Origin of the sequence: Helicobacter pylori, assembly GCF_900120335.1 — a bacterium.
Taxonomy (GTDB): Bacteria; Campylobacterota; Campylobacteria; order Campylobacterales; family Helicobacteraceae; genus Helicobacter; species Helicobacter pylori_BU.
In genome coordinates this window covers 803544-817118 of record NZ_LT635477.1, presented here as the reverse complement: position 1 = coordinate 817118, position 13575 = coordinate 803544, and the positions used below count along the sequence as shown (strand labels likewise).

Sequence of the window (13575 nt, the reverse complement as noted above, 5' to 3'; positions counted from 1 at the left end):
TGTTTAACCCTTTCTAACTTTAAATCTTAAATTGATTGACTAATTGATATAGCGTTTCAACAAATCGTTATAAAAATCAATGCGTCTGTCTCTTAGAAACGGCCACATTCGGCGCACTTCTTCGGTGCGTTCTAAATCAATTTCCGCATACAAAATTTCTTCTTTATCGCTCGCTTTAGCCAAAAATTCGCCTAAAGCCCCCACCACAAAACTAGAGCCAAAAAAAGTAATGCCCCCCTTAATCGCCCCACTAGGATCTAACTCCACGCCCACTCTGTTAGTCGCAATCAAAGGCAAGCCATTAGCGATCGCATGCCCTCTTTGGATCGTCTCCCATGCGTTTTGCTGACGCTTTTTTTCTTCATTAGAATCTTCTTCTAAAAACCCTATCGCGCTAGGGTAGATTAAAATTTCTGCCCCTTTTAAAGCCATGATCCTTGCTGCTTCAGGATACCACTGATCCCAACACACCATAAGCCCTAATTTCCCCACGCTTGTAGCAATAGGCTCAAAGCCCAAATCCCCTGGCGTGAAATAAAATTTTTCATAAAACCCCGGATCATCAGGAATGTGCATTTTGCGATACACTCCAGCGATTGAGCCATCTTTTTCAAACACAACCGCGCTGTTGTGATACAACCCTTTAGCGCGCTTTTCAAATAAAGAAGCGATAAGCACCACTTGAAATTTTTGAGCTAAAGCGCTAAAAAAAGCCTTATCTTCTTCAAAATACTCGCCCAAATCAAAAAATTTAGGGTTCTCGCTCTGGCAAAAATAACTATAAGGGTTCAATTCTTGCAACACCACTAAATTGGTTTTAGGGTGTTTTTTTAGCGCTTGTTCAAGCAGGTTGGCTGTATGCTCTATGGTTTTTTTTCTAGAGCCGCAATAAGCATGCTGGAGGACGCTCGCGCGAATCATTTTTCACTCTTCTTCATAATCAGAGTTATAGTCTTCATAATCGTCATCATCATAGACATTCTTATAATCTCCATACTCTTCATCTTCTTCTTCAAAGCCCTCTAATTCTTCTTCTTCAAAATCTTCCAATTCGTCTTCGTAATCTTTCATTCCACTGCCTTTCATTTTTGATAATATCTTGTACGACTTCACTCGCTATTTGCAAACCAAAACTCGCCGTAACCGCATTAAAACTCCCAAGCTCTATGCAATGTGGGACTTCAGGGCTAAAAACCACCTTAAAATCCCCTTTAAAACAGCGTTTTTTTAAAAAATCCCTAAATTTACGCCCAAATTTATCGCCATAGCTTTCCCAAACGCTCCCCACTTGGATGTGTTTAGGATTCAAACGCTTCGCACTCCCCATAGAGCTGATAAACTTCCCGTAAGCGAAATTTTGACATTTTATCGCTAGGCTTGTTTTAATAGGCAAATCGTCCATGCAATCTAAAATGTAATCATAATCTCTAAAATTAAATGAATTTAAAAACGCTTCATCTATGCGATAATTCAAAGCTTGAATGCCCTTATAGAGATCTTGCAACACCAACACTTTAGATTCTCCTATCCTTTCTGAGCCAATCTGGCGGTTTTGATTGGTCACATCAAACACGTCTTTATCAATGATAGTGATTTGCCCTATCCCCACACGATACAAAGAATCTAGTGCAAAGCCCCCAACGCCCCCCACGCCACAGATTAAAACCCTTTGTTGGCGGATTTTTTCAAAATCGTTTTTAAACAACCACCTTATGCGCGTGAATCTATCTATGGGTTCAGACAATCTTTAGCCTTCAATAAAAATAGTGCTTTTATTGTATCGTAGTTTAAAAAATCTAAGACAAAAATTTTTGGATTTGCTTAGCCTTATGCATTTGCGATTGCAGTTCTTCTTTTTCTTTTTCTAATAGTTCAATGCTTTGGGCTATCATTTCCTTAAGGCTTAAAAGCGTGTCTAAATCCAAGCTTTTTATTTGCTCTAAAGAAAGGCGCTCTATCAATGAAAAGGCGAGTTTAGAATCTTTTTTAACAAGAGCGATTTTAAAGGAATCTAATAACACATCAGGCGAGTTCATCTGAATGGATTTCCCTCCATGCTTCTAACAACCCCCTAGCCACATTCAACACCAAATCAATCTTACTCGCGTCATTTTCCACATTGGCTTGCGTTAAAACTTTGATTTGATGGGTGTATAAGCCTGTAAGATACACCGCTACTTCCCCCCCTTTTTCATAGTCTAAAATATTCAACAACTCCGTGAAAATATCCGTAACCCTATTAATATAATAAATCTTTTTTTCAATGTCTTCATTTTCAATACAGCGTTTGGCTTGCGAAGAAAATCTTAAAATCCCTTCATAAAGCATTTCAATGAGTTTTGCCGGGGATTCCACACTCACTCGGTTATGCTGGTAGGCTTGATAAGCGTTAGCGTATTGCATAATGTTCCTTTATCCTTTAAAATTGATGACTCTCTGTTTTTTTTTAATTCTTTTTAGCCGCCGCTTGATCGATCATCATTTGCACGGAGTTGAATTTTTGATTGGCTTTAGAAATTTGACTATCATAAGCGGCAAAGCGCTCCGCCATGATGTTGTAGCGGGTTTTTAAAAGCTCTTGAGCGTTTTCTTTGTCTTTGGTCAGGCTTTTAGCGTCTCTGTCTAGGGAATCTTCATAAATCTTTAATTTAGCGTTCCCTCCGTCTATGAGGTTAGCGATGACTTGATTGAATTTAGAAAAAATGCCCTCTTGGTGGATTTCCCTACCCCCCATATCCTTGCTGTCGCTCCCATAAAAAAAATCTTGAGTCGCTTTAGGGTTAGAATTTAATGCACTTGATAATTTAGCTTCATCCAAACTCATCACGCCCTTATCGTCTAAACTAAGCCCGTACTTCATCAAGCTTTCTACCCCATTATCCGTATGCACGCTATAAGAAAACACGTTATTAAGAGAGGATCTAATGGCACGAATATCGCCCACGCCGTTAAAAATCCCGGCAATTTTAGTGTCAGCGTCATAGCGCGTGTCTTCATCTAGTTTAGGGATAAGCTCATTATAGGCTTTGACAAATTCTTTAAGGCTGTCTATAATGGCTTGATTGTCTCTGCTCACGCTGATAATGGCAGGTTTATTAGGCTCTGTGGTTTGCTCTAAAGTGATATTAACCCCACTGATCACATCATTGACCTCATTAGTGGGGCGCGTGATGCTCACCCCGTTATAAGTGAATTGCGAATCGCTCGCTTTTTGTAAGTTTTTAGACATAAAAAGCGTGTCTTGCGAAGCTTCATAAGATTGCACCATGCCAGCATTTAAACCCAAATCTTTCAAACTATTCTTGCCTAAAGCGTCCTCGCCCTTAATGGTGAGCATTCCGGTTTTAGAATTGATCACAAGCTTGCCTTCGGCGTTCTTAAACGCGTTCAAGCCTTCTTTAGCGTTGATCGCTTGAATGATAGCGTCTGTGTTTTCTTCGCTGGTGTTGCTCTCTTTGGTTAAGGCTTTTAAATCCAGTTTTTGGCCATTCAAGCTAATTACCCCTTCTAATTTACCCTCTTTTATCGTGCGAGAGCTTTTTAACAAATCGCTTTCTTGGGTGGCGGTTTGCAAAAACCCAAGCTCTTTAGCCTTACTCCCTTTAATTTCAATGTTTCCCCCACGCCTGTCATTAATGATTAAAGATTCCCCCCCATGAAGAGTGTCTATGGAAATATCCCCATTAGCGATCAAATCTTTAAAATTAGGGTCATTTTCTAAAGCCTGCTCTATCGCTTTTTGGATTGCGGTGTTTTTTTGTTTGATAGAAGTGCTTTCAGGGAGTTCTAGCATGATAGGGACTTCATGCATGTTCCCATCAGCCCCCTTTAAATTCAAACTCAATTCGCTTTTTCCGCTTCCATCAACCCCCAAAGAAAGGGCGTTTTTGTTAGTGAGCGTGGATTGGAGGTGTGAGCCAAAATAGACTCGGTTGTCTTCGCCGGTGTTTTTGGTATTCACCATTAATTGGTAGGGGTCATTCCCTCCTGTTTTCATCACAATGCCCATCACTTCGCCATTGGTAGCGTCCGTGATGCTTTGAGCCACATCGCCTAAAGTCATTCCTGCTTTAATATCAACGGCGTAGTCCTTGTTTTGCGTGTAAAACTTGAGCGTGGTATCCACTTGGCTAAAAATATCATCTCTTGAAGAAAATTTCGCCCCTAATTCGTTAATATCGCCTTGCGCTAAATTTTGCACATCCACCTTAATATCTTGGATAGGCACGCCAGCCCCCACGCTCGCGCTCAACGCATCGCCTGTAACATTGCTTTTTCGGCTGATATAAGTGGAATAATCTGAGAGCGTTTTAACCGGGCCTTTTAGAGATGAAAGGAGCGTTTTAATTTCCACAAGGGCTTTTTGTTTTTCAACATTTTGCTCCATTTTCTTGTCTAGGGGGGCGATTAAAGCTTTTTCATCAGCGTCCTTAAGCTTGTCAATCACATCGTAATTCAAAACCTTACTGCCAAGCCCTAATGAGCTTAATGAACCTATTGCCATGCTTTACCTCTAATTTTTAGCCTCTTTTATCAAAGATAATGCCTATCACATCGCGCATTCTTTGCATAAGCTCCACGGCTTCTTTAGAGGGTATTTCTCTTATCACCTTATCCCCATTAGCGTCTTTGACTGAAACCACTAACCCTTTGATCGTATCGTTATAACTGAAATTAATATCCGTGCCAATGCGTTTCATTTCTTCATTCAGACGCTCGCTCAATAATTCTAGCTTGGGTTTGTATTGATCAGGGTCTATCGTTGTCTTAGATTCATCTATAGTGCTTTCTATAGTGTTTATAGCGTTTGCACGACTGATCTCTTTTGTAGGGGTTGTTTGAACGCTTGCATGAGATGCGGGAATCCCAATCCCTTGAACTTCATTGACCATAAAAACCTCCAAATTTTTCCATACCTAATAAATGTAACTATTTCTTTGTTTGTTAAATTCTTTAGCTAATATCGGCAAAAAGACGATTTGTTAAATCTTAATTGCGTGCGATGAGTTCTAAGGGGTTGATGTGTTTTTCTCTCATGGTAACTTCAAAGCCCAAGCGTTGCTCAATGCGCCCTAAAACATAGCCTTTTTGGATCCGCATGCCGCTTTTAATGGTGGGGGCGATTTTATCCAGTTGAGAATAAATCGTGCGGATGCCGTTTTTATGCTCAATGATAACGACTTTTTTAAGCATGTTGATTTCTTTAGCGAACACGATTTTCCCGTCTAAAACGTTACGCACCAAAGCGTTTGGGGTTTTTGACACTAGCGTGATAGACTCGCTAAAAATTTTTAAATTATAAACCGGGTCAATATAGGGGCCAAATTTTTGCACCACTTCATAATCGTTCAAGGGAGCGATCGTTTTTGGCCCGTTATAGCTCGTGGTGTTGATATTTTGATAAGAGCTAGCCACTTGTTTGACTTCTAAGGCTTGAGAAGATTTTTTCAAACTGACCCTCTCTTCATTTTCTCTATTTTGTTTGATGATATTCAAGCGTTTTAAAAGAGCGTTTAAATTTTGGCGCTCTTTCTCTAAAAGGGTTAATCGTTGGTTATAGATCGCATAGTCTTTTTGCATGCTCAAAATGAGCTTATTTTGTTCGGTTTGCAAGGATTTTAAGGTTACTTCACGAGTTTTTTGCTCATCTATAATAGATGAGATTTTTTGAATGCTGCTTTTGACTTTTAAGGCTTGCGTATTGAGATCTTTTTCTTCTTGGCTCAATTGCGACATTTTAGACAGAGTGCTTTGGTGCAAGTTTTCAAACGCCACTTGTAAAATCACATCATTAGAAGAGGCTAAATTCTGCCCCTTTAGGGCTTGTGAGAAAAGAAAATCCTCTAAAAGCGTATCAAATACCCTCTTTTGTAAAAACGATCGCTGTTTTTGCAAATGATCTAAAGACTTGCGGTAGTTGGTTAGGACTTTTTCTTGAGCCAAACTTTCGTTACGATTTTTTTCAAGACTCTTTTTTAAGGCGACCATTTGGCGTTCAATCTCAACCTTTTGAAGCTCTTTAGAGCGGATCGCTTCGCCTAAAGAACTCAAACGGCTGTTCAGTTGGTTTTTTTCTTCATGGGTTTTTTTCAAGAGGGTTTCTTTGTGTTGGATGTCTTTAGCAATATCGCTCACTTTTTGCGTGTTAGCTGATAGTAAGGTGGCTAATAAAAATATTCCTAATTTATACATGTCTAGTCCTCCAAGCTACAAGTAAAACAGAAACAAATGAGACCACAAGGCTAAAAAGCAGTCCCCATAAAAAATGGTTTAAAACAAACGCGCCTCCTATAATACCCAAAGTATCCATCGTTTTTTCAAAACCTTTTTGCGAAGTGATATAGAGCATGAACATGGGGGCTAAAAAACTAGCGATTAGAGAATCCATTAAAGCTATTTTATACAAAAACCCGTTTTTAAAAGACACCGAAGCCCCTAGTAAATCCATGATCTCTAACCTCTCATGGTATTGATAGATCCAGATGCGGACTTGCTTGAACATCAATAAAACCGATAAAACAAAGACCACTAACGCAAAGATATAAATCGTGGCTTTAATCAAGCTTAAGAGATCATACACTTGCATGTAAGTTTTGGCAAAGACTTCAACTTTTTGAACGCCAGGGATTTTGAGCAATTTTTCTTTAATGTTTTCTAAACGCTCTTGAGTGGGGAATGTGGAAAGTTGTAAAGAATAAAAAAAGGGTAAATTTTTTTTTAATTCCTTAAGCCCGTCTGCGCCTAAAGTTTTTTGAAGAGGTTCTAAAGAATAATTAGGATCAATTTCTTTTAACGCTATGATTTCGTTAAAATTTTGACGCAACAATTCCAAGCCTAATTTTTGCGTGCTGGCTAACACGATTGAATAATCTTCAATCAATTTTTTTTCTTTTTGCGCGATCGCTTGATTGATAAATAACACACACTCCAAGCTAAACAATAACGCTACTAGGGGAATGATAAAGGCTAAATGCTTTTTAAGAGTATTCATAAACTTCCCCCTCTTCTATGTAAAATTTTCGGTGATAAGCACTAAAATTTTTAGGGAATTTGTGTGTAACCACCACGATCGTAGCGTTTAATTGCGTGTTCATGCCCCTTAACAGGCTCCAGATTTTATCGCTAGAATAATCGTCTAAATTCCCAGTAGGTTCATCGGCTAAAATGAGTTCAGGGCAGTTCGCCATAGCCCTAGCCATAGCCACTCGCTGTTGTTCGCCCCCACTGAGCTCTTTAGGGTAGCGGTTGGCCTTATGGCGTAAATCAATATGCCCTAAAAGTTTTTCTAGCTGCAAGTGGCATTCTTCTTTTTTGATTCCGCAAATGATCATCGGTAGTTTGATGTTTTGTTCAATCGTGTAATCTTGGATCAATTTATAATCTTGGAAAACCACGCCAATATTTTTACGCAAATCTAAAATCGTCGCTTTTGAAGCGTTATTCATGTTGATATTGCAAACTTCTAATTTACCGCTAAAAACCTTCAAATCCCCATAAAACGAACGCAAAAGCGTGCTTTTACCGCTCCCGCTAGGCCCTGAAATGAACACGAAGTCTTTTCGTTTGATGCGTAAATTAGCATGTTTAATGACCGGTTCGTTTTGCTGGTATTGCAAGCATAGATTATTCGCTGCGATGATCACGCTCATCAAACTCCCTTTTGGCTTAGGATATTTTGAAGCAAGAGGTGCGCTTTGTGGTTGTTTAAGGTTTTTAAGGGGCTTTTATTGAGGTAAAAAACTTGATTTTCTGCCAATAAAACAAACAAACGCACAGGCCAATCAAAATCCCCCATACTCAATTCCACTAAAAAATCCCCCTTATTCTCATAAATATTACAAACATGCGCAAAATACCCTTCCTTGATGATTTTTGGGGTTTTTAAAATCGCTCCAACGCTTTCTTTATTAATCGTTATTGTATCAAAAGAAAAATCCAATGCATGGTTTTGAGTAGGGTTTTCATCCAATCCTAAAGAATAAATTTTTAAATCATAAATATCTTTTTTGAGTTTATTCCAACGCGCTTCATACTTGCTGACCACCGGGATTTGAGCGTTTTTTTTGATTTCTATCTCGCATTGAAAGTTTTTTAGGGCTAATTTTAGGCTGTCTTCAAAATAAAGGCTATCATCGGTTCGTAATTCCAAAAACCCTCTAGGCTTTAAAACTCTTAAAGCTTCGTTTAAAAACTTTTCGCTTAGCACCCGGCGGTGTTTTTTCTCATTCCATGGCACAGGGAAATGCACAAAAATTTTCTCGCACCTGTGATTTGGCATGCTTTCTAAAACCAAACGGCCATCGCCTTGCAAGACATGCAGATTTTTTAAATCCAATAATTCAATTTGTTTTAACGCTTGCGCGATAGATGGGGTGTGAATCTCTATCCCTAAGCATGTTTTAGTGGGGTTGTTTTTGGCCAATTCTATCAAATGCCTTGCGCTCCCAAAACCAATTTCTATTAAAATAGGGGCTTGATTATTTTGGATAAAATCTTCAAAAGTCTCTAAATCAAGGGCTTTTTTTTGGCTCGCATGTTTAGAATTTTCTTGCAAATTATGCGAAATGACTTCAAAAGATTGCGAATAAATCCTCAAAGCTTGTTTTAAAATTTCTCGTTTTAAGGGCGTGGCTTTTTCGCTTTTGATCAAAAAATCACCCGCTCGCCGGATTTTTTGCAATAAAAAAACATCATTCTTAAAACTCGCATACACACAGCTTTTAGTGGGGTGTTTTAAGCTTAAAAATTCCTTATGAAAACAAAAATCCCCCCTTATTAAGGGGTATTCTAAAGGCTTGGAGTCTAGCTTGGCTAAAAAATGGGGCATTAAAACCCTTTTAGCGTTCTAAAAACAAACGCACTTCTTTGCTTGGGTGCGACTCTAAACCATCTTTATCCACGCTCACCACCTGATAGCGGTAAGCCACGCCCACTCTCATGTCCTTATCCACGAACTGGTTTTGTGTGATATTCCCAAAACGCAAAGGGGTTTTAGAATTGGCTTCAAAACGATACACCGCATAAGTGGCTATTTTAGGGCTTGGGTTATTTTCCCATTGGATCAAGGCCGAAGAGTCTTGAATAGTCCCTTTAGTGATGATAGGGGCTTCAGGCCTATCAGAGGTCTCACCCATGGCAGGCTCTTTGGGTAACGCCCCTTCAAGATGCGTTTTATCAAGGGCGACGACTTTATAGTAGCGCGTGAGGTTGTCTTTTTCTATCTTATCCACATAGGAAGTGTTGGTGGTTTGAGCGATGAATTTGTATTTGTCGTTGCGGTTATTGGAAGCGTAAATGCGATAAGCCACCACATCTTCTTCTGGGGATTTATCCCAACTCAATTCAATTTGTCGCGTGAGGTTTTGGCTCACTCTAACATTAGCGATTTCTTTGGGCAAGTCTTTGGTTTTCCCCTCCACTATGACGCTAGGCCTGGATTTATCCCCCATGAAATTTTCGGCGATGATTTGGTAGCGGTATTTTTGCCCATCTTCTAAATCTTTATCAAAAAACTCCACGAATAAGCGGTTTTTTACAGCCCCTACATTTAAAAATTTGCCGTCTTTATTTTGCCTTTGAATGATGTATTTAGAAACGCTGGGATTTGGGTGCGGGCTCCAAAAGACTTTCACGCTTTTAGGGTATTCAAGGCTTGCAAACACGCTTTCTACAGGATTGATAAAGGAGGTTTTTACTAAAATGGGTTCTGAAAGTTTGGAAATTTTATCGCCCTTGTAAGTGGCGAGTTGGTAAGTGTAGGAACTCTCTGTTTCTAACCCCTCATCATAATAGTGGGTCGCATAAGGGTTTTTAATGGTGGCGATTCTTTTAAGCTTGGAGTCTTTTTTCAAACGATACAAAATAAACCCGTCAATGTCATAAGTGTCAGCGATTTTAGGCCATTCAAAGCCTACTGAACTCACATCGTTAATCGTTTTAATGGAATGGACCACTGGGAGCTTATCGTCTGTATTTTCTTGATTACTAAGGGCTGAAAAAGTATGATTCCTGGTAGAAGAACACCCTATAAAAACCGCTAATACCACACTACTTTGCAATAAAAGCGTGAAGTATTTTTTCTTCATCCAAGACCTCATCTAAATTCTCCTTGTCAAAAACTTTTTTAAGATATTCTAACATATCCTTTAATAGGGGAACTTTAAAGCGCAGTTTTTGCTCGCTTCTAGGGTGTTTGAACTCTATCAAATAGGCATGCAGCATGATCCTTATTTCTTCTTTAGGAAGCGCCCCATTAAGCCCGTAAAGGTTATCGCCTATGATGTGTCTGTTTAAATATTCTAAATGCGCTCTGATCTGGTGCGTGCGCCCGGTGAATAGTTTAGCCCCTATCAAATCCATGCCATTTTGAGAAGTCAGCAAGCTAGTAAATTCGCTTTTAGAATAACGGCTTTTTTCTTTTTTAGCCACTTTGAGCGCTATCATTTTTAAGCGGTTATTGGGGTTTCTTGTCAAATAACATTCCACGCTCATTTTTTCTTCTTTTAAGGGCGTTGAAAGCAAGGCGATATAATAGCGCCCCATTGTTTTAGTTTTGAGTTGCTCGCTCAAACAAACATGGGTAAAATTGTTTTTAGCGATGACAATCCCTCCGCTCGTGTCCTTATCCAAACGATGCACAATCCCATAGCGCTCTTTTGAGCCAAGATTGGAAAGCTCGTAATTTTGAGATTTTAACCAATCCACTAAAGTAGGCTCTTTCACGCTTGGGGCTTTATGGACGACTAGATTAGGGGGCTTATTCAACACTAACAAGTCTTCATCTTCAAAAATGACCTCTATTTCTAAATCAAGCTCTTTTTTTAAGGGTTTGGACGCGATTTTGGGCGTTAAAAGCGTGATTTCATCGCCCTCTTTTAAGGCTAACCCCCCTTTTTTGACCTCCTTTTTTTGACAAAACACTAGCCCCTCTTTAATCAAATTCAACACTTGGTTTTTAGAAATTCGCAATTCTTTGGCTAGAAATTCATCAATGCGTTTGTAATGGGTAGGGGCAATGAAAACTTTTTGCATTCAAACTCTTTTTGCATTTTTAAAAACCATTATTCTACTCAAAACCTTAAAAAAATCCTATTTCATTATTTGAATACGCTATAATCGGTGTGCCAACATTTTGTGGCTCAAATCATTTTAAAAGGGGTTTTATATGGAACACGATAACTCTTTAGGCGGTGCGTTCAATAAAGAAACGGGCGAATTAAATACGGATAAACTTCGTGAACACTTCAAAAATCTCAAAGGCATTAAAGAGAGCAAAATGAATATTTTGCTTATGGGGTATACTGGGAGTGGTAAAAGCTCGCTCATTAACGCTCTATTTGGTAAAGAAATCGCTAAAGCAGGCGTAGGAAAGCCCATCACTCAGCATCTTGAAAAATACATTGATGAACAGAAGGGCTTGATTTTGTGGGACACTCAAGGCATTGAAGCTACAGATTACCACGACACCATGCAAAGCATTAAAAAAGAAATGGAAGATTCTTTTAAAACGCTTAGCGAAAAAGAAGCCATTGATGTGGCGTATTTGTGCGTTAAAGAGACTTCTGGTAGGGTTCAAGAGAGAGAGAGAGTTATTAAGCTTCGCTAAAAATTGGAATATCCCAACGATTGTCGTTTTCACACACACTCAAGCCGAAGCCGGCGAGGCGTTTGTCCAAGAAACTAAAGGGATCATAAACGAAGAATGGGGGTTTAAAGGTTTTGTCAGAGCTTATGTGAGGGTCAATTCCGTTGCCTTTTCATTTAGGGGGTTGAAAGTCCCTGTTGAAGGCTTAGAAGAATTGGTAGCTGAAACAAAAAAATACCTTTCAGACGCTGAAAAAAATAAGAAAAGGCATTTCTTGAGTATTCAAAAAGCTAATATCCAAAAAAGAAAACAGGCCATGATAGAGGAATGTAAAACCATTATCCATGTTGCATCAGGCCTTGCAGGAACGGCTGAGGCTAGTCCCATATCCTTTAGCGATATGCCCTTGATTGCAGGTGTTCAAAAAAGGATGATCCATGAAATGAATGACGCTTTTGAAGTGAGTTTGGGTAAATCTGTGGGCGCGAGTTTGGTCGCAGGATTGTTAGGCGTAACCGCTGTCGCGCAGGTGGGGAGGACGCTCGTTAATGGTTTCCTTAAATTCATTCCTGTTGTGGGGAGTGTTGCAGGGGGTGCAACCGCTGCCGTTATCACAGAAGGCATTGGGTTTGCGTATTTGAAAGTGCTAGAAAAGTGCTTTAATGATGAGACGGGTGAAGTCAATTTGCCTGGTGAAGTTGGCATGATCACTTCTCTCTTTAAGGAGAATTATCTCAACTTGGATACAATCAAAAAATTAAAACCATAAGATTAGGGGTTATGAAAAACGCATGGCATTAGACAAAAGTATTTGGATGCATTTTGATCTTTTGCCTTTTGTGTTTATCATCCCCTTGTTGGTGGTTTCTTTTTTGTTGATTTTTGAGAGCAGCGCGGTTTTGAGCTTGAAGCAAGGGGTTTATTATGCCATAGGGTTTCTTCTCTTTTGGGTAGTGTTTTTTATCCCTTTCAGGAAACTCGATCGGTGGCTCTTTGCGCTTTATTGGGCGTGCGTTATTTTATTAGCGTTAGTGGATTTTATGGGATCGAGCAAGCTTGGAGCGCAGCGATGGCTAGTCATTCCTTTCACTTCTATCACCTTACAGCCCAGCGAACCCGTGAAAATCGCCATTCTTTTATTATTGGCGCATTTGATCAAAATCAACCCACCCCCCTTTAAGGGCTATGATTGGGGCATGTTTTTAAAGCTTAGTTTTTACATTTGCTTACCGGCGGCTTTGATTTTGAAACAGCCTGATTTAGGCACAGCCCTTATTGTACTCATCATGGGTTTTGGGATTTTGTTGATCGTGGGCTTAAGGACTAGGGTGTGGCTCCCTCTTTTTGCCGCTCTTTTAGTGGCTTCGCCTATCGCTTATCATTTTTTGCATGATTACCAAAAAAAGCGCATCGCAGACTTCCTTTCTGAAAAGCCTAATTACCATGTCATGCAATCCGTTATCGCCATAGGATCGGGCGGTTTTTTAGGCAAATCCAAAGAAGCCTCCACCCAAACCAAATTCAAATTCTTGCCTATCGCAACGAGCGATTTTATTTTCGCCTACTTCGTGGAGCGTTTCGGGTTTCTAGGGGCTATATTGCTTTTTGCGATTTATATAGGCTTGAGTTTGCATTTGTTTTTTTATCTGTTTGAGAGCAACAGCGATTGGTTTTTAAAGATTGTAGCCCTTGGGATTTCTATTTTAATCTTTGTTTATTCCAGCGTGAATATCGCCATGACTTTAGGGTTAGCCCCTGTGGTGGGGATTCCCTTACCCTTATTCAGCTATGGGGGGAGCAGTTTTATCACTTTTATGATCCTGTTTGCAATCCTAGAAAACCTGCTTGCTTTTCGCTATATTTTTGGATACAATAGCAAACCATCCTTTGGGAATTTTGGATTCTTAGCTCAGCTGGTCAGAGCGCTCGGCTCATAACCGATTGGTCGTAGGTTCAAGTCCTACAGAATCCACCACTCCCACCTTTCTTTT

The 13575-nt window shown here is 39.6% G+C and carries 16 protein-coding genes and 1 tRNA gene; 4 read left to right on the top strand and 13 right to left on the bottom strand.

Annotation, left to right across the window (positions count from 1 at the left end; genetic code table 11):
- Positions 1–39: 39 nt before the first annotated feature.
- The 13 genes from CS889_RS03975 to CS889_RS03915 form a co-directional block, all read right to left on the bottom strand.
- Positions 40–921, bottom strand: coding sequence for a carbon-nitrogen hydrolase (locus CS889_RS03975; RefSeq protein ID WP_089086905.1), 882 nt, complete (start codon positions 919–921; stop codon positions 40–42).
- Positions 922–924: 3 nt separating this feature from the next.
- Complete coding sequence (locus CS889_RS03970; protein ID WP_000656201.1) at positions 925–1071, bottom strand: hypothetical protein; 147 nt, start codon at positions 1069–1071, stop codon at positions 925–927.
- The gene (locus CS889_RS03965) at positions 1037–1744 is read right to left on the bottom strand and encodes a tRNA threonylcarbamoyladenosine dehydratase (protein ID WP_025452486.1); all 708 of its coding nucleotides are present in this window, start codon (positions 1742–1744) and stop codon (positions 1037–1039) included. Before CS889_RS03965 ends, CS889_RS03970 begins: the two co-directional genes overlap by 35 nt.
- Before the next feature lie 52 nt (positions 1745–1796).
- Positions 1797–2036: a hypothetical protein gene (locus CS889_RS03960; RefSeq protein ID WP_001087797.1), complete on the bottom strand. Its 240-nt coding sequence runs from the start codon at positions 2034–2036 to the stop codon at positions 1797–1799.
- Positions 2023–2403 (bottom strand): flagellar export chaperone FliS, encoded by a 381-nt coding sequence (fliS, locus tag CS889_RS03955; protein WP_001199081.1) that lies wholly within the window; start codon positions 2401–2403, stop codon positions 2023–2025. The genes CS889_RS03960 and fliS overlap by 14 nt, the downstream gene beginning before the upstream one ends.
- A 43-nt stretch (positions 2404–2446) precedes the next feature.
- Entirely contained in the window at positions 2447–4504 is a 2058-nt protein-coding gene (gene fliD, locus CS889_RS03950) for a flagellar filament capping protein FliD (RefSeq protein WP_172825110.1), read from the bottom strand.
- Between the two features lie 16 nt (positions 4505–4520).
- The gene (locus CS889_RS03945; RefSeq protein WP_089086904.1) at positions 4521–4892 is read right to left on the bottom strand and encodes a FlaG family protein; all 372 of its coding nucleotides are present in this window, start codon (positions 4890–4892) and stop codon (positions 4521–4523) included.
- 97 nt (positions 4893–4989) lie between these two features.
- Positions 4990–6192: a murein hydrolase activator EnvC family protein gene (locus CS889_RS03940; protein ID WP_089086903.1), complete on the bottom strand. Its 1203-nt coding sequence runs from the start codon at positions 6190–6192 to the stop codon at positions 4990–4992.
- Entirely contained in the window at positions 6185–6991 is an 807-nt protein-coding gene (locus CS889_RS03935; protein WP_001094134.1) for an FtsX-like permease family protein, read from the bottom strand. Before CS889_RS03935 ends, CS889_RS03940 begins: the two co-directional genes overlap by 8 nt.
- On the bottom strand, positions 6978–7649 hold the full coding sequence (locus tag CS889_RS03930) for an ABC transporter ATP-binding protein (protein ID WP_000111088.1): 672 nt from the start codon (positions 7647–7649) through the stop codon (positions 6978–6980). The genes CS889_RS03935 and CS889_RS03930 overlap by 14 nt, the downstream gene beginning before the upstream one ends.
- Positions 7649–8827 carry a tRNA (guanosine(46)-N7)-methyltransferase TrmB gene (gene trmB / locus CS889_RS03925; RefSeq protein ID WP_089086902.1) on the bottom strand — a complete coding sequence of 393 codons (1179 nt, stop codon included), beginning with the start codon at positions 8825–8827 and terminating at the stop codon, positions 7649–7651. Before trmB ends, CS889_RS03930 begins: the two co-directional genes overlap by 1 nt.
- Positions 8828–8837: 10 nt before the next feature.
- On the bottom strand, positions 8838–10085 hold the full coding sequence (locus tag CS889_RS03920; RefSeq protein WP_172825150.1) for a fibronectin type III domain-containing protein: 1248 nt from the start codon (positions 10083–10085) through the stop codon (positions 8838–8840).
- A complete protein-coding gene (locus CS889_RS03915; protein WP_089086900.1) occupies positions 10048–11031 on the bottom strand; it encodes an RluA family pseudouridine synthase in 984 nt (327 codons plus the stop codon). The genes CS889_RS03920 and CS889_RS03915 overlap by 38 nt, the downstream gene beginning before the upstream one ends.
- Positions 11032–11164: 133 nt before the next feature.
- Here CS889_RS03915 and CS889_RS03910 point away from each other — a divergent pair, with 133 nt between their 5' ends.
- The 4 genes from CS889_RS03910 to CS889_RS03895 all read left to right on the top strand — a co-directional run bounded on the left by CS889_RS03910 (position 11165) and on the right by CS889_RS03895 (position 13559).
- Entirely contained in the window at positions 11165–11605 is a 441-nt protein-coding gene (locus CS889_RS03910) for a GTPase (protein ID WP_089086899.1), read from the top strand.
- Positions 11532–12353 (top strand): YcjF family protein, encoded by an 822-nt coding sequence (locus CS889_RS03905; RefSeq protein ID WP_089086898.1) that lies wholly within the window; start codon positions 11532–11534, stop codon positions 12351–12353. The genes CS889_RS03910 and CS889_RS03905 overlap by 74 nt, the downstream gene beginning before the upstream one ends.
- A 22-nt stretch (positions 12354–12375) precedes the next feature.
- Complete coding sequence (locus tag CS889_RS03900; RefSeq protein ID WP_089087384.1) at positions 12376–13521, top strand: FtsW/RodA/SpoVE family cell cycle protein; 1146 nt, start codon at positions 12376–12378, stop codon at positions 13519–13521.
- A tRNA-Ile gene (locus tag CS889_RS03895) sits at positions 13483–13559 on the top strand. The genes CS889_RS03900 and CS889_RS03895 overlap by 39 nt, the downstream gene beginning before the upstream one ends.
- The last annotated feature ends 16 nt before the right edge of the window (positions 13560–13575 follow it).